Source organism: Bradyrhizobium sp. 153, assembly GCF_023073835.1.
Classification (GTDB): Bacteria; Pseudomonadota; Alphaproteobacteria; order Rhizobiales; family Xanthobacteraceae; genus Bradyrhizobium.
On sequence record NZ_JADPKH010000103.1, the window covers coordinates 25,649 to 40,860 of the forward strand.

Genomic DNA, 15,212 nt, shown 5'->3' on the forward strand with positions numbered 1-15,212 from the left:
TGCAGCTCTATCTTCGCTACTCCCGCACCCGCTCGAGCTTCTGCAAACATCGCGTGGCGCGCACCGCGGGCGGCATCTCCTCGTCCGGAAAGCTCGTCTTCCAGTCGGTAACACCGACTTCACCGACATAGATGGCGCCCTTCGAATCCAGGGCGATGCCGTGCGGCGCCAAAAACTTTCCGCTGGCCACGCCGGGCCCTTCCTCGCCGCCAAGCCGCGCGATGCGCCTGCCCTGCGCGTCTCGATCGATAGCCGCGGCCCGAGATTGGGCACCTTGCGGTTGACGGCCAGGCCGGGGCCGAGCTCGCCGACCACGAAGGTCGGGCTCTTAGCCCCACCGCAGCAGCACAGCGCGCAGGGGCGGTGCAAGTTGTTCCACTGCGTCTCGTATTTGCCGTCTCCATCGAACACCTGCACGCGGTGGTTCTCGCGGTCGGCGACGTAAACCCAGCCGTGGGCGTCAGTGGCAATATTGTGCACGATGTTGAACTGACCGGGATCGGTCCCCGGCTCGCCCCAGCTCCTCATCAGCTTGCCGTCGGGGGTGAACTTGTGCACGCGCGCATTGCCATAGCCGTCGGAGACGTAGATCTCGCCCTTCGGCGACAGCGCGGTGTGGGTGCAGCGGTGGAAGGGATCGCCGCTCATGAACGGCGCTGGCTTCTCGGGAATGCCGATCGTCAGCAGTACCTTGCCCTCAGTGGTGCATTTGCGCACGGTGTGGTCGCCGTCATCGGTGCAGTAGAGATTGTCCTCCGCGTCGATATGCAGGCCATGCGCGCGCGAGAACAGGCCTTCGCCCCAGCTGCGCAGGAAATTGCCTTCGCGGTCGAGCACCACCATCGGATGAGCGCCGCGGTTGAAAACGTAGATCTGGTCCTTGCTGTCGACCGCGACCGAGGCGACGTCGGTGAGTTGCCAGCTGTCCGGCAGCTTGGCGAAGTTTTCGACCACGCGGTAGCGGTGCTCGCCGCTGCCGAGAATGGCTGGCATGGGTTCCTCCTCCTGTCATTCGGGGGCGCGCGTTATCGCGAGCCCGGAATCCATCCATCCGCCAATATGCGACGCAATGGATTTTGGGCTCGCGACTTCGTTGCGCCCCGGAATGACGGCTGGATCATGTGGCACCACCTCACGCCCGCAATATCCCCTCCTCGATCGCCTTGATCTGGAGCGCGAGATATTTCGAGTTGATCCGGCACTGCGCGAGGCTGCCTGCGATGAACCAGAGACCCGGCTGCTTCGTGCGTGTGTACATGTTGCGCAGCTCGAAGCCATCGCCAAAACCCCAGACCGGCCCGACGCGGTCGGCGATGGCGTCCCCAAACAATTTGCGCACGAGATATTCCTGTGGCTTGTAGCCGGTGGAGAGGACGATGAGATCGGCCGGAATGATCGAGCCGTCCTTCATCCGTGCTCCCTCGGCGACCAAGCTCTCGATGTCGGTAAACTGCTTCAGCTTGATCGCGCCCTCGATAATCAGGTTGGAGCAGCCGACGTTGAAATAATAGCCGCCGCCGCGGGTGAGGTATTTGAATTGCCAGCCGGTGCCGGCCTCGCCGAAGTCGAGCTTGAAGCCGACGCGCCGCAGGCCGTCCAGCAGCTCCTTATCGAGCTCCTTCGACTGCTCCGTCAGCATCACATGGGTCTTCCGCGCGAGCGGTGTCGGCATCGAGGCCGCGATCAGATCGTTGTCCTCGAGCGTGCCCTCATTGTAGGTCGCGTAAGCCAGTTGCGCCGACGGCTCGATATTGGTGACAAGCGTCGGCGAGCGCTGCACCAGCGTCACCTTCGCGCCGCTGGAGTGAAGGTCCTGCGCGATGTCGTGGCCGCTATTGCCGGTGCCGATCACGATGGCGCGCTTGCCCGTCCAGCTCTCGCCGTCCTCATAGCGGCTGGAATGCAGCAGCGTGCCCTTGAAATCGGCAAGGCCCGGAATGTCGGGCATGTTGGCGATGCCGCTGACTCCGGTCGACATCACCACATGGCGCGGATGCATGGTCCGCTTGCTGCCGTCGGCGCGGCGCAGCGTCACCAACCAGCGCCCCTTCGCCTCGTCATAGACGCCGCCCTCGAGTTCGGTGCCGGTCCAGAAATTCAGCTCCATCGCCTCGACGTAAGCTTCGAACCAATTGGCGAGCTTGTCCTTTGGAATATAGACCGGCCAGGTCGGCGGGAACGGCATGTAGGGCAGGTGATTGACCTGCACCTGGTTGTGCAGGGTCAGCGCATGGTAGCGCTTGCGCCAGTTGTCGCCGATCCTCATCTCGCGATCGACGATCAACGTGTCGACATTCAACTGCTTCAACCGCGCCGCGATGGCGAGCCCGGCCTGGCCGCCGCCGACCACCAGCACGGCCGGGTCGCGATCGGCGTAGTGACGCGAGGCGTTGCGATGGTCGAGCCAGTTCGGCCCGCGGAAGTCGCGCGAATAGGCCTGGCCGCGGGGCCGTGACGTGCCGAGCTGCTCCTCGAACCCCTTGAGCTCGTCGAGGGCGGTGAGCAGCGTCCACGCCTGCAGGCGGTCGCCATTGGCAGTATCGGGAACGAGCCGCACGATGCCGCTGCCGCGTCCGATCGCCGTCTCGAAATCGAAGATCGCTTCGATGGTGTTGGTGCCGGCGCGCGTGACCCAGCGCGGCGGCGCTCGGTTTGGCGCGATCTTGAAACCGGTCGGTGCCGCCTTCGGTGCGACGATGGTCAACTCCCGTGCGATAGCATCGCGGCCTGCGAGCGTCTGCAGATTCCAGCTCAGTGCCAGCACATCGCGCCAAAAGCTGTCGGTGAGAAAGAGGCGGTCCAGCGCAGCGGGCTCGGGCCGGCCCAATGTGCGCTCGAATTCATCGAGCCAAGCCTGTGCGGAGACGGAAATATCCTTCGTCCTGTCCAGCATGCGCGACCTCGTGGCCGTCTTCGCGGCGTTTGCTCGCGAGCATGATCCGGAAAGGTGTGTAGCGGTTTTCCGAACAGATCATGCTCTGATATAGAGCTCGACGCTATACTGGATGAGCTTTCGTCGAAAGCGGTTTACCCGAGCAGCGAAAGCATGTGGCCCTGCTCGGGCGGAATACGCCCGTCAGGCCGAGAGCACGCCTTCGCGCTTCTTCACCGCGCGATAGTAGCTCCACCACAGATGCGCCGCGGCGCCGCGCAGCGGACGCCAGGGTTCGGCGAGCGGCGCCATCTGCTTCTCCGTCGGCCGCATCTTCAGGCCGAGCCCAATCTTGATCCCCTCCTGCACAGCGAGGTCGCCGGCCGGCCAGGCGTCGCCATGGCCGAGGCAAAACAGCAGGTAGACGTCGGCAGTCCAGGGCCCGATGCCGGGCAGCGAGATCAGCGTGTGATGCGCGGCGTCGGCATCCTCTTCGGCGAGCACCTCGAGGTTCAGCCGCTGCGCGCCGATCTCGCGCGCGAGGTGTTTCAGCGTCTTGATCTTGGCGGCGGACAGGCCGAGCCGCCCCAGCCGGTCGGTGCGGGCGCGCCGGACCGCCTCATGGTCGAACGGATCGAAGGCGGCGGCCAGCCGTCCCCAGATCGCCGCCGCGCTCGCCGTCGACAGCTGCTGCCCGCACACGATATGGGCAAGGCCCGCAAAACCTGGCTCGCGCCGCCGCAAGGCCGGCATGCCGGCAATTTCCAGCACGGGCTTGAGGCGCGGATCGCGCTTGATGAGCGCATGGACGGCCTCTTCGAGATCGGACTGGGATTCGAGGTGGATGGCCATTGCTTTGCTCAACTCGTCATGCGCGGGCTCGCCGTTTCTGCTACAGCTACGCCGGCCCAATGCCGTAAAGCCCGCCGAAGCCTTCGGCGTAGGCGGGACCGGCGCATCGATCTCCTCACAAGAGTCCTGGAAGATGCATTGCCGGGTCAAGCCCGGCAGTGACGAATACACCGAGAACTCATGCCACCCGTTTTCCGATTTGCCCCGAGCCCGAACGGCTTCCTGCATCTCGGCCACGCCTATTCCGCGCTGCTGAACTTCGAGCGCGCACGCGAGACCGGCGGGCGGCTGTTGCTGCGGATCGAGGACATCGACGCGACGCGCTGCCGTCCGGACTATGAGTCGGCGATCTACCACGATCTCGCCTGGCTCGGGATCTCCTGGGAGACACCGGCACGGCGGCAGTCGGAGCATCTTGCCGACTATCGCGCCGCGCTGCAAAAGCTCTCTGCGCTCGGTCTCGTCTATCCCGCCTTTGAAAGCCGCGCCGAGATCGCAAGGCTCGTCGCCGCGCGCGAGGTGGATGGGCCGTGGCCGCACGATCCCGACGGCGCGCCGCTATATCCCGGCGACGCCAAATTGCTGTCGGCCGGCGAGCGCGAGCAACTGATGACGTCCGGCGCGCCTTATGCGCTGCGGCTCGATATGGTGGCCGCCTCTCGGCGCGTCGCCGGCCTGACCTGGAACGAACTCGGCGCGGGACCGGATGGCGAGCGCGGCATCGTCCCGGCGCGACCGGAAGCCTGGGGCGACGTCATTCTCGCCCGCAAGGAGACGCCAACCAGCTACCATCTGTCCGTCGTGGTCGACGACGCCCTCCAGGGCGTCAGCGAGATCGTGCGGGGTCAGGACCTGTTTCATGCCACATCGGTGCACCGCCTGCTGCAGGTTCTGCTTGGCCTGCCGGAACCCGCTTATCGCCACCATGCTCTGATCCGCGACGGCGAGGGGCGGAAGCTGTCGAAATCGAGCCGCTCGACCGGCCTGCGGGACTTGCGCGCCGCGGGCGCCACGCCGGCTAGTATCCGCCGATCGGTGGGATTAGGTTAAGTTTCTCTGGGGGTTAGCCAAACGCCGCCGTGACTCCGGGCGTTCTGCCGTGCCATGCTTCCCCCGATAGCCCGGGGTTCGAAGGGGATCATGGCGGCGAAAACGCGCCCAGTGCGCACCACGCGGACGTCCAAGCGACCGCCTCGGAAGCGGTCCAGGGCGGGCGGCCGGTTGCGCAAGCGCAGCACCAAGGCGGTCGCGCCGGACGTGGTCCAGGCCGCGCTCGCCGCCTTTGCCCATGAGGTCCGCACCCCCCTGACCGGAATACTGGCAATCAGCGACCTGCTCGCGACCTCCGATCTTGGCGAGCGGGAGCGGCGCTGGGCCGACACCATCAAGGCCGGCGCCGAACATCTGGCGAGCCTTGCCACGCTGTTTGTGGACGCGGTCCGGACAGGAAAGCGGGCCGGGAAGGGTGGACACGCGCTCCGGCAAGACCTGTTCGACCTGCGGACGCTTGCCCGCAGCGCCGGCGATTCGCTGGCCGGCCGCGCCGCGGCCAAGGGTCTTCGGGCCCAGGTCGTTATCTCCGAGAAGTTGCCGGGGCTGGTGGTCGGCGATCCGGTCCGCCTGCGCGCTGCGCTCGAGAACCTGATCGACAATGCCGTGAAATTCACCGACCAGGGCGGCGTGGCGCTTGCGGTGGCGCCCTGGCGCCCCGTCAAGGACGAGCGCAAGGGCAAAGCAAAGGGTAAAGCAAAGGGTAAAGCAAAGGGTAAAGCAAAGGGTAAAGGTAGGGTCGGCATCGCCTTCGCCGTGTCTGACAGCGGCATCGGCCTTACCATGGCCGAGATCAAGCGGCTGTTCCGCCCGTTCACCCAGGCCAATGTCACCATTGCCTCGCGCTTCGGTGGCGCCGGCCTGGGGCTATCCTCGGTGAAGCAATTGGCGCGCGCGATGGGCGGCGACATCACGGTCGCTGCGCGGCGCGGCGGCGGCGCCACGTTCACACTGACGGTGTCGCTGGATGCGATGGTATCGGGTAAATCGCGCAAGGCGAAGGACGGTAGTGAGCCCGAGGCGATGGCCGCCCTCCGCGTGCTCAGCGTCGAGGACAATCCGTTCGGCCGCGTGGTGCTCAACACCATTTTGACCGAGCTCGGCCATCATGCCGAGTTCATCGGCCGCGGCGAGGACGCGGTGGACCGGCTCGCGCAGGGCTCCTTCGATGCGGTGTTGATGGACATGGTGCTGCCCGGAATCGACGGCGTCGAGGCCATCCGGCGGATACGCAGCATGGCGCCGCCGCTGGCGCAGATTCCGATTATCGGGGTGTCAGGTCGCGGCGAAGACGAAGCGGCGTCGCGCGAGGCCGGTGCCGACGCCTTCCTAGTCAAGCCTGTGTCCCCGCGGGCCTTAGCGACTGCGCTGCTTGAAGCGAGACGCCGTGAGGCAGTCGCGACTTGATGATCGCCGCGTTGAGCTCGCCGCCGTACACGAAAATCGCGGCGATGAAATACAGAAACACAAGCGCGATGATCACCGAGGCCAGCCCAGCATACATCGTCACATAGTTGTTGGCGAAGCGCGCGAGATATTGGCCGAACACGATGCTCGAGATCAGCGACGCCACGATGGTGAAGACGATGCCGGGCAGGATCTGGAGAAAACTGCGGCGTCCCGCCGGCAGCCAGGCGTGCAGGATGAGCAGCGCCACCACCAGCGCGCTGATGGAGATGCCGTAGCGCAGCCAGGTGAGAATGCTTTCGTTTGACTCGACGAACAAGGGAATGTGGCGCCGTGCCGCTTCGATGATCAGCGGACCGAGCACGATCAGGAACGCCATGGCGAGTGCAGTGAAGGCGGCAATCAACGTGTAGGCAATCGATTCCAGCCGCAGCCAGTACCAGCGCCGCATCTCCACCACCGCATAGGCGCGGTTGAGCGCGACGCGGAGCGCCTCGACGCCGTTGGAGGCGAAATAGACCGACAGCGCTGCGCCGATCGTCAGAATACCGGTGCGGGTCGTGGTCAGCACGTCGTGGACCTCGCCGGAAATCGAGTCGGCGACCTGCTTTGGCCAGACCTGGAGCATCAGGCTGGCGGCCTGGTCGGCGAGTTCCTTGGAGCCGAAGAAGCCGGCGAGCGAGGTCAGCACGATCAGGAACGGGAACAGCGCCATCAGCGTCGACAATGCGATGTGACTCGCGATCGCCCAGCCGTCGTCGGCGAGGAACGTGTAGAAGGCGTCCATCACGACGACGTAGATGTAGCGGATCGCTTTCACGTGCCACCCGTATTGGCTGTCGACCTTCGCCTACGCGCGCGGCGTCGTTCGCCTCGCCCCGCCTGCGGGGAAAGGTCGACGCCCTCGGCAGCGCAACTGCGGGCCAGAGCGCGGCGGGTGAGGGGGAGCCTTCGCGGGGACGGTGAGAGTTGGATTCGCGGAGAGCCCGCCTCACCCGGATTCGATCTGCGATCGAATTCGACCTTTCCCCGCAAGCGGGGAGCGGCGAAGGGCGGCTGCATCGAATCCAAGATCATCCAGCTAGCTTCTGATATTATTGGGTTAAAAGCCAGATCGGCGATGCCATGGCGGACCGGCGCGCACGGTGTTATCTACCCTCGGATGGCATCTATCTTGAGTACTTTCATCCTGCCGATCGCGGTCGGCGCCGTGGCTCTCGTGCTGCTGCTCGGTCTCGTCAACATGATGCGCGGCGGCTCGCCCAACACCTCGCAGAAGCTGATGCGCTGGCGCGTGCTGCTTCAGTTTGTGGCGATCATCATTGCCATGCTCGCAGTCTGGGCCATGGGGCGCTAAATGGTCACGTTGAATCGCATCTATACGAAAACCGGTGACGACGGCACGACAGCGCTCGGCTCGGGCGAGCGTCGTCCGAAATACGATCTGCGCATCGAGGCCTATGGCACCGTGGACGAGACCAATGCCGCGATCGGCGTGGTGCGGCTCCACACCTCGGATATGCCCGAGCTCGACGCGATGCTCGGCCGCATCCAGAACGATTTGTTCGATCTCGGCGCCGACCTTGCGGTGCCCGAGCGTGAAGGCAAAGCGGAGCGGCTGCGGGTGGTGGCGAGCCAGGTCGAGCGGCTCGAGCGCGACATCGACGCACTCAATGACAAGCTCGCGCCGCTGACTTCCTTCGTGCTGCCGGGCGGCACGCCGGCCGCGGCTCATCTCCATGTTGCCCGCACAATATGCCGCAGGGCGGAACGAGTGATGGTAGAGCTGGCGGCCCGGCCCAGCGAACCGGTGAGCGCGGCTGGCATCCAATATATGAACCGATTGTCGGACTTCCTGTTCGTGGCCAGCCGAGCCGCTAATGGGGACGGTGCCGGCGACGTACTCTGGGTTCCCGGCCAGAACCGCTGACCCATTTGGGCGGAGCGTTTCTAAGGTCTAAAATTTGGCCCTTCGCGCGTTGACCGGGCCTGATCAGGCCTTTAGGTTCCGCGCCAGTTGATAACCCCTTCCCAAATTGAGTGAAAGAGGATCGATGAAGGTCTTAGTGCCGGTAAAGCGGGTGGTCGATTACAACGTCAAGGTCCGCGTCAAGGGCGATGGATCGGGCGTTGAACTCGCCAACGTCAAAATGTCCATGAACCCGTTCGATGAAATCGCGGTCGAGGAAGCGCTGCGCCTGAAGGAAGGCGGCAAAGCGACCGAGATCGTGGTGGTCTCGATCGGACCCGCACAGGCGTCGGAGACGATCCGCACCGGCCTCGCCATGGGCGCCGACCGCGGCATCCTGGTGAAGGTCGATGGCAACGTCGAGCCGCTCGCGGTGGCCAAGATTCTGAAGAGGGTTGCCGAAGAAGAGCAGCCGGGCCTGATCATCCTCGGCAAGCAGGCAATCGACGACGACTCCAATCAGACCGGCCAGATGCTGGCCGCGCTGCTCGGCTGGTCGCAGGCGACCTTCGCCTCCAAGCTCGAGGTCGAAGGTTCTGAGTTCAAGGTCACGCGCGAAGTCGATGGCGGCCTCCAGACCGTGAAGCTGAAGGGACCGGCGATCGTCACCACCGATCTGCGTCTCAACGAGCCGCGCTATGCCTCGCTGCCCAACATCATGAAGGCCAAGAAGAAGCCGATCGCGGAAAAGACCGTCGCCGATTACGGCGTCGACGTCGCTGCGCGCCTCGAGATTCTCAAGACGACGGAGCCGGCGGGCCGCAAGGCAGGCGTCAAGGTCAAGGACGTCGCCGAGCTGGTGTCGAAACTCAAGAACGAAGCCGGGGTGCTCTGATGACGACGCTTCTGATTGCCGAACACGACAATGCGTCGTTGAAGGATGCGACCAACAAGGCGCTCACTGCGGCTGCCGCGCTCGGCGCGGAGGTCGAGGTGCTGGTGGCCGGCCTGAACGCCAAGGCCGCGGCGGATGCCGCCGCCAAGCTTGCCGGCGTCAAGAAGGTGCTGCTCGCCGATGGCGAGCTCTACGCGCACGATCTCGCCGAGCCGCTGGCCGCGCTGGTCGTGTCGCTGGCGTCCAGCTATGACGCGATCGTCGCGCCCGCGACCTCGCGCTTCAAGAACGTGATGCCGCGTGTAGCAGCCCTGCTCGACGTCATGCAGGTCTCGGAGATCATCAAGGTGGTCGCCCCCGATACCTTCGAGCGCCCGATCTATGCCGGCAACGCCATCCAGACGGTGAAGTCGAAGGACGCCAAGAAGGTCATCACGGTGCGCACCTCTACCTTTGCCGCAGCAGGCGAGGGCGGCAGTGCGCCCGTCGAGAACGTCGCGGCGGCCGCCGATCCGGGCCTGTCGACGTTCGTCGGCGAGGAAGTCGCCAAGAGCGACCGTCCGGAACTGACCTCGGCCAAGATCATCGTGTCTGGTGGCCGCGCCATGCAGAGCCGCGAGAATTTCGCAAAGTACATCGAGCCGCTCGCCGACAAGCTGGGCGCCGGCGTCGGTGCCTCGCGCGCGGCGGTCGACGCGGGCTATGCGCCGAACGACTGGCAGGTCGGCCAAACCGGCAAGGTCGTGGCTCCCGAGCTCTATGTCGCGGTGGGCATTTCCGGCGCGATCCAGCATCTGGCCGGCATGAAGGACTCCAAGGTGATCGTCGCGATCAACAAGGACGAGGACGCGCCGATCTTCCAGGTCGCCGATTACGGCCTGGTGGCGGACCTCTACCAAGCGGTTCCGGAGCTGACGGCCGAACTCGGCAAGCTCGGCAAGTAAAACGGGCTAAAAACACCGGCCGGAGCTATAAACTCCGGCCGGTGTTGCTTTTCTGAGGCGTTTTCTTTGGCGTGGGGCACGCCTTCGAGGCGATCCAATCTAGGTTTCGAGCCAGGGTTCTGATTAAATCGGATCTCCCGGCTCGAGGGGATAGGCAGGGCGCGCTCGTCGCGCGCCGTTCCGGTGGATGACATGATGGCGGCAGTGATCAAGAAGGTCGGCGTGATCGGCGCGGGTCAGATGGGCAACGGCATTGCGCATGTTGCGGCGCTGGCCGGCTTCGACGTGGTGCTCAATGACGTCTCGGCCGACCGCCTCAAGTCGGGCATGGCCACCATCAACGGCAATCTGGCGCGACAGGTCTCCAAAAAGGCCGTCACCGAAGACGACAAGGCCAAGGCGCTCGCGCGCATCAAGCTTGCCGAGAAGCTGGACGACCTCGCCGACTGCGACCTCGTGATCGAGACCGCGGTCGAGAAGGAAGAGGTCAAGCGCAAGATCTTCCACGAACTGTGCGCGGTGTTGAAGCCGGAGGCGATCGTCGCCTCCGACACGTCGTCGATCTCGATCACGCGGCTCGCCGCCGCCACCGACCGGCCGGAGCGCTTCATCGGCATTCACTTCATGAATCCGGTGCCGCTGATGGAGCTGGTCGAGCTGATCCGCGGCATCGCCACCGATGATGCGACCTTCGAGGCATCCAAGGAATTCGTCGCCAGGCTCGGCAAGCAGGTCGCAGTCTCCGAGGATTTCCCGGCCTTTATTGTCAACCGCATCCTGCTGCCGATGATCAACGAGGCGATCTACACGCTGTACGAAGGCGTCGGCAATGTCGAGGCGATCGATGCCGCGATGAAGTTAGGGGCCCATCATCCCATGGGCCCGCTAGAGCTCGCCGATTTCATCGGCCTCGACACCTGCCTCTCCATCATGCAGGTGCTGCATGAGGGGCTGGCCGACTCCAAGTACCGCCCGTGCCCGCTGCTGGTGAAATACGTCGAAGCCGGCTGGCTCGGCCGCAAGACCCAGCGCGGCTTCTACGACTATCGCGGCGCCAAGCCGGTGCCGACGCGGTAAGGTACTCTCGTGCCCCGGGCGCAGCGCGGAGCGCTGCCGAGCCAGGACACGGAAACTCGCTCACCTCTCATTAACCCCTCACGCCTAGGTTAGGGCCGTACGAGGGTTCGCGTAATGGACATGATGGCAATGGTCAGCACCATGCTGGCCGCTCAGCAAGGCGCGCTGCAATCGAATATCGCGGCGACGCTGACCAAGCAGAACATGGACATGGAGAAATCCACCGTCCTGACGCTGATGGGCGCCGGCCAGCCTTCGCTCGCCAATGTAGGCCCCGGCGTCGGCGGCAATCTCAACGTCACGGCCTAAATTCTCTAAAGCGACGCGGCAGCTTTGCCCGTCGCCGCCCGGATCAGCTTGAGCGCGTCCTCGCTCGCCCACTCCGCCGGCCCCGCAATCGTCGCGATCTCGCAGCCTTGCGGGTCGACCAGCACCGATGTCGGCATCCCCAAGGCCCGGCCTACAGCTTTAAGATCCTGAAAAACCTTGGCTTTCTGATCGCTGAAATAGCCGAGCCGGGTCAGATTGGCCTCTCTCAGGAAGGTCTTGGGCTTCTCGGGATCGCGGGTGTCGATGTTGATCGCCACCACCTCGAAATTCGGGCCCGACAGCTTGCCCTGGAGCTCATCCAGCGCCGGCATCTCCTTGCGGCAGGGCACGCACCAGGTGGCCCACAGGTTCACCAGCAGCGTCTTGCCGCGGAAATCAGACAGCTTCTTCGGCTTGCCGTCGGCGTCCTCGAAGACGAGGTCTGGCAGCTTGAAGGGGACGCTCGCCATGGTCAGCGCCGCCACCTCGCCATGGGCGAGCGGGGCGATCTTCTGCGCGGTCGCCACCGCGGACCGGCAGACCGGATCGCCTGACGGCGCCCGGCTCAGGCCCAGCCCGTACAGCGCGGCGAAGCCCGCCAGACCCCCGATCGCCACAATGGCGATGACGAGGGGGATTCGGCGCGTGGCGGAGGGCGTCTTGTCGAGCATATCGTTTGTCATCCGGTCGCAGATGTGGCTATCAGGGGCCTCTTAATACGGCTGGCCGCGGCCAGCAAACGTGACTAGCGACAGGCAAGGCGTGAGCAGGGGATCATGAGCAACAAGATGTGGGGCGGCCGGTTCTCGGAACGTCCCGATGAGATCATGGAGGAGATCAACGTTTCTATCGACGTCGATCGTCACCTGTTCGCCCAGGACATTGCCGCGTCCAAGGCCCACGCCGCGATGCTCGCCAGCCAGGGCATCATCACCGCCTCTGATGCGAAAAATATCGGCAAGGGTCTAGACACGATTTTGTCAGAGATCGGCAAGGGCGGCTTCGCGTTCAAGCGCGCGCTCGAGGACATTCACATGAATGTCGAGAGCCGGCTGTCCGAGCTGATCGGCCCCGCCGCCGGAAGGCTGCACACGGCGCGCTCGCGCAACGACCAGGTCGCGACCGATTTTCGCCTGTTCGTCCGCGACGTCATCGACGAGACCGATGCTGCGCTGGCCGCGTTCCAGCAGGCGCTGGTGGAGCGCGCGCTGGAGCACGCCGCGACCGTGATGCCCGGCTTCACGCATCTGCAGACTGCGCAGCCCGTCACTTTCGGCCACCACCTGCTTGCCTATGTCGAGATGGCCGCGCGCGACCGCGGCCGCTTTCAGGACGCGCGCAAGCGGCTCAATGAATCGCCTCTGGGCGCGGCCGCCCTGGCCGGCACCTCGTTCCCGATCGACCGCCACGCCACCGCGAAGGCGCTCCTCTTCGACCGGCCGATGGCGAACTCGCTCGATGCGGTGTCCGATCGCGACTTCGTGCTGGAGACGCTGTCGGCAGCCTCGATCTGCGCCGTGCACATGTCGCGCTTTGCCGAAGAGATCGTGATCTGGACCTCGCCGCTGGTTGGCCTCATCCGCCTCAGCGATAAATTCACGACCGGCTCCTCGATCATGCCGCAGAAGCGCAACCCGGATGCCGCCGAGCTCGTGCGCGCCAAGACCGGCCGCGTGATCGGCGCGCTCAACGGTCTTCTGATCGTGATGAAGGGCCTGCCGCTCGCCTATCAAAAGGACATGCAGGAGGACAAGCAGGGCGCGATGGAAGGTTTTGCCGCGTTGTCGCTGGCGATCCGCGCGATGACCGGCATGGTCCGCGACCTCGCGCCCGACGAAGCGAGGATGAAGGCGGCCGCGGGCGAGGGTTACGCCACCGCGACCGATCTCGCCGACTGGTTGGTGCGGACGCTGAAGATGCCGTTCCGCGAGGCCCACCACGTCACCGGCCGGATCGTGGCCAAGGCCGCCGAAGGCGGCGTCGCGCTGCACGAGCTGCCGCTGAAGGAGATGCAGGCGATCGAGCCCAAGATCACCAAAGACGTGCTCGGCGTGCTCTCGGTCGAATCGTCGGTGAAGAGCCGGACCAGCTTTGGCGGCACCGCGCCGAAGAACGTGGCGTCGCAGGCCAAGGCTTGGGCGAAGCGGCTGGAAAAGCAGCGAAAAGCGGGCTAATGGCAAAATTTGGCTTGTTTTTCATGGTCATGCGGGCTCTCGCCAGAGCGCACCAATCTCTGTATGGTGCGCGCCGCGTAGTGGGGATTTCGTCGTGACGTCAAAGTTTCGCCCGGCCGGCTCGGGGTGGGCCATCATTGTCCTTAGTCTGACGGCGCTGGCGCTCGCCGGCTGCGGACGCAAGGGTCCGCTGGATCTGCCGCCGACCGCCTCCAATGCGCCCACGGCCAACGGTGCGGCGCCGACCGACACCGAGACCGAAGCCCAGGGGACGCCGAGCGTGTTCAATCCCACCTACGGTGTGGACGCCGCGCCCGCGGCGGCCAAGGGCAGGAAGAAATCGTTTATTCTCGACCCGCTCCTGGACGAACCTCCCGGCCGGAAATAAGCCGGGACAACCGAGCCTGCGCCATGAACCATTTCGACTATCGCAACGGCGTGCTGCACGCCGAGGCGGTGAACCTGTCCGAGCTGGCCGCAACCGTCGGCACGCCCTTCTATTGCTATTCGACCGCGACGCTGGAGCGGCACTACCGCGTCTTCACGGAGGCCTTCGCCGGCGAGAAGGTGCTGGTCTGCTACGCCATGAAGGCGAACTCCAACCAGTCGGTGCTGCGCACGCTGGCCAAGTTAGGCGCCGGCGCCGACGTCGTCTCGGGCGGCGAGTTGAAGCGTGCGCTGGCCGCGGGCATCCCCCCAGCTAAGATCCTGTTCTCGGGCGTTGGCAAGACGGAAACCGAATTGCGCGCTGCGCTTGCCGCCGACATCCTCTGTCTCAACGTCGAATCCGAGCCCGAGCTCGAGCTCTTGTCGCGACTTGCGACCGAGATGGGCAAGACCGCGCGCATCTCCGTGCGCGTCAACCCCGACGTCGATGCCGGCACGCATGCAAAAATCTCCACCGGTAGGTCCGAGAACAAGTTCGGCATTCCGATCGCTCATGCCCGCGAGGTCTATGCCCGCGCCGCAAGACTCCCGGGCATCGAGGTGACTGGCACCGACGTGCATATCGGCAGCCAGATCACCGACCTCTCCAAGATGGAGACCGCGTTCCGGATCCTCTCCGAGTTCGTGCAGACGCTGCGCGCCGACGGCCACAACATCTCGCATGTCGATTTCGGCGGCGGCCTCGGCATTCCCTATTACATGGATCGCGAGGCGCCGCCGGCACCCGACGCGTACGCCGCCATGGTCAAGCGCGTCAGCCACAATCTCGGCTGCACGCTGATGTTCGAGCCGGGGCGCATGATCGTCGGCAATGCCGGCATCCTGGTCACGAAGGTCATCTACGTGAAGCATGGCGACGGCAAGAATTTCGTCATCATCGACGCTGCCATGAACGATTTGATCCGCCCGACGCTGTACGAGGCGCATCACGACATCCTGCCGGTGACGCAGCCCGCCAAGGACGCGGCCACCATCACGGCCGACGTCGTCGGCCCGGTCTGCGAGACCGGCGACTATCTCGCCCTCGACCGCACGCTGCCGACGCCAAAGGCGGGCGATCTGCTCGCCATCATGACCGCCGGCGCCTATGGCGCGGTGCAGGCGGGCACCTACAACACGCGGCCGCTGGTGCCGGAGGTGCTGGTGAAGGGCGAGCAATACGCCGTGGTGCGCCCGCGCATCGAGGTCGAACAGCTGATCGCGATGGATACGCCGGCGCCTTGGCTGTGACAGCACGACGGCGGGCCGCCACAAATTCAGTGTCGTCGTGCGACAG

The 15,212-nt window shown here is 65.0% G+C and carries 15 protein-coding genes and 1 pseudogene; 11 read left to right on the plus strand and 5 right to left on the minus strand.

The genetic code is table 11. From position 1 onward, the window contains the following. Nucleotides 1-16 precede the first annotated feature (16 nt). From IVA91_RS26285 to IVA91_RS26295, 3 genes and pseudogenes are all read right to left on the minus strand, one after another. Nucleotides 17-993 (minus strand): annotated as a pseudogene (locus IVA91_RS26285) (peptidyl-alpha-hydroxyglycine alpha-amidating lyase family protein). A 139-nt stretch (nucleotides 994-1,132) separates the two neighbouring features. Continuing rightward, a complete protein-coding gene (locus tag IVA91_RS26290; RefSeq protein ID WP_247279710.1) occupies nucleotides 1,133-2,893 on the minus strand; it encodes an NAD(P)/FAD-dependent oxidoreductase in 1,761 nt (586 codons plus the stop codon). Nucleotides 2,894-3,076: 183 nt separating this feature from the next. Continuing rightward, complete coding sequence (locus tag IVA91_RS26295; RefSeq protein ID WP_247279709.1) at nucleotides 3,077-3,724, minus strand: DNA-3-methyladenine glycosylase 2 family protein; 648 nt, start codon at nucleotides 3,722-3,724, stop codon at nucleotides 3,077-3,079. Nucleotides 3,725-3,904: 180 nt separating this feature from the next. Between IVA91_RS26295 and gluQRS the strand changes: the two genes are divergently transcribed. Further along, entirely contained in the window at nucleotides 3,905-4,774 is an 870-nt protein-coding gene (gene gluQRS / locus IVA91_RS26300) for a tRNA glutamyl-Q(34) synthetase GluQRS (protein WP_247279708.1), read from the plus strand. A gap of 90 nt (nucleotides 4,775-4,864) precedes the next feature. Continuing rightward, nucleotides 4,865-6,181 carry an ATP-binding protein gene (locus IVA91_RS26305; RefSeq protein WP_247279707.1) on the plus strand — a complete coding sequence of 439 codons (1,317 nt, stop codon included), beginning with the start codon at nucleotides 4,865-4,867 and terminating at the stop codon, nucleotides 6,179-6,181. Here IVA91_RS26305 and IVA91_RS26310 read toward each other — a convergent pair. Further along, nucleotides 6,108-7,001, minus strand: coding sequence for a YihY/virulence factor BrkB family protein (locus IVA91_RS26310; RefSeq protein WP_247279706.1), 894 nt, complete (start codon nucleotides 6,999-7,001; stop codon nucleotides 6,108-6,110). The genes IVA91_RS26305 and IVA91_RS26310 overlap by 74 nt on opposite strands. A gap of 342 nt (nucleotides 7,002-7,343) precedes the next feature. Between IVA91_RS26310 and IVA91_RS26315 the strand changes: the two genes are divergently transcribed. The 6 genes from IVA91_RS26315 (at nucleotide 7,344) to IVA91_RS26340 (ending at nucleotide 11,315) form a co-directional block, all read left to right on the plus strand. Next, entirely contained in the window at nucleotides 7,344-7,538 is a 195-nt protein-coding gene (locus IVA91_RS26315; protein ID WP_247279705.1) for a twin transmembrane helix small protein, read from the plus strand. Continuing rightward, complete coding sequence (locus tag IVA91_RS26320) at nucleotides 7,539-8,111, plus strand: cob(I)yrinic acid a,c-diamide adenosyltransferase (protein ID WP_247279704.1); 573 nt, start codon at nucleotides 7,539-7,541, stop codon at nucleotides 8,109-8,111. 124 nt (nucleotides 8,112-8,235) lie between these two features. Then, on the plus strand, nucleotides 8,236-8,985 hold the full coding sequence (locus tag IVA91_RS26325) for an electron transfer flavoprotein subunit beta/FixA family protein (RefSeq protein WP_247279703.1): 750 nt from the start codon (nucleotides 8,236-8,238) through the stop codon (nucleotides 8,983-8,985). After that, nucleotides 8,985-9,929, plus strand: a complete 945-nt coding sequence (locus IVA91_RS26330) for an FAD-binding protein (protein ID WP_247279702.1) — start codon at nucleotides 8,985-8,987, stop codon at nucleotides 9,927-9,929. The genes IVA91_RS26325 and IVA91_RS26330 overlap by 1 nt, the downstream gene beginning before the upstream one ends. 195 nt (nucleotides 9,930-10,124) lie before the next feature. Next, complete coding sequence (locus IVA91_RS26335; protein ID WP_247279737.1) at nucleotides 10,125-11,006, plus strand: 3-hydroxybutyryl-CoA dehydrogenase; 882 nt, start codon at nucleotides 10,125-10,127, stop codon at nucleotides 11,004-11,006. Between the two features lie 114 nt (nucleotides 11,007-11,120). Beyond that, the gene (locus IVA91_RS26340) at nucleotides 11,121-11,315 is read left to right on the plus strand and encodes a hypothetical protein (protein ID WP_028182113.1); all 195 of its coding nucleotides are present in this window, start codon (nucleotides 11,121-11,123) and stop codon (nucleotides 11,313-11,315) included. A gap of 5 nt (nucleotides 11,316-11,320) precedes the next feature. On the opposite strand, the gene IVA91_RS26345 is transcribed toward IVA91_RS26340, so the two are convergent. After that, nucleotides 11,321-11,986, minus strand: a complete 666-nt coding sequence (locus IVA91_RS26345) for a TlpA disulfide reductase family protein (protein WP_247279701.1) — start codon at nucleotides 11,984-11,986, stop codon at nucleotides 11,321-11,323. 105 nt (nucleotides 11,987-12,091) lie between these two features. On the opposite strand from IVA91_RS26345, the gene argH reads away from it, so the two are divergent. From argH to lysA, 3 genes are all read left to right on the plus strand, one after another. Continuing rightward, the gene (argH, locus tag IVA91_RS26350) at nucleotides 12,092-13,489 is read left to right on the plus strand and encodes an argininosuccinate lyase (protein WP_247279700.1); all 1,398 of its coding nucleotides are present in this window, start codon (nucleotides 12,092-12,094) and stop codon (nucleotides 13,487-13,489) included. A gap of 94 nt (nucleotides 13,490-13,583) precedes the next feature. Then, nucleotides 13,584-13,877 carry a lipoprotein gene (locus tag IVA91_RS26355; RefSeq protein ID WP_247279699.1) on the plus strand — a complete coding sequence of 98 codons (294 nt, stop codon included), beginning with the start codon at nucleotides 13,584-13,586 and terminating at the stop codon, nucleotides 13,875-13,877. Between the two features lie 23 nt (nucleotides 13,878-13,900). Next, nucleotides 13,901-15,166: a diaminopimelate decarboxylase gene (gene lysA, locus IVA91_RS26360; protein WP_247279698.1), complete on the plus strand. Its 1,266-nt coding sequence runs from the start codon at nucleotides 13,901-13,903 to the stop codon at nucleotides 15,164-15,166. The last annotated feature ends 46 nt before the right edge of the window (nucleotides 15,167-15,212 follow it).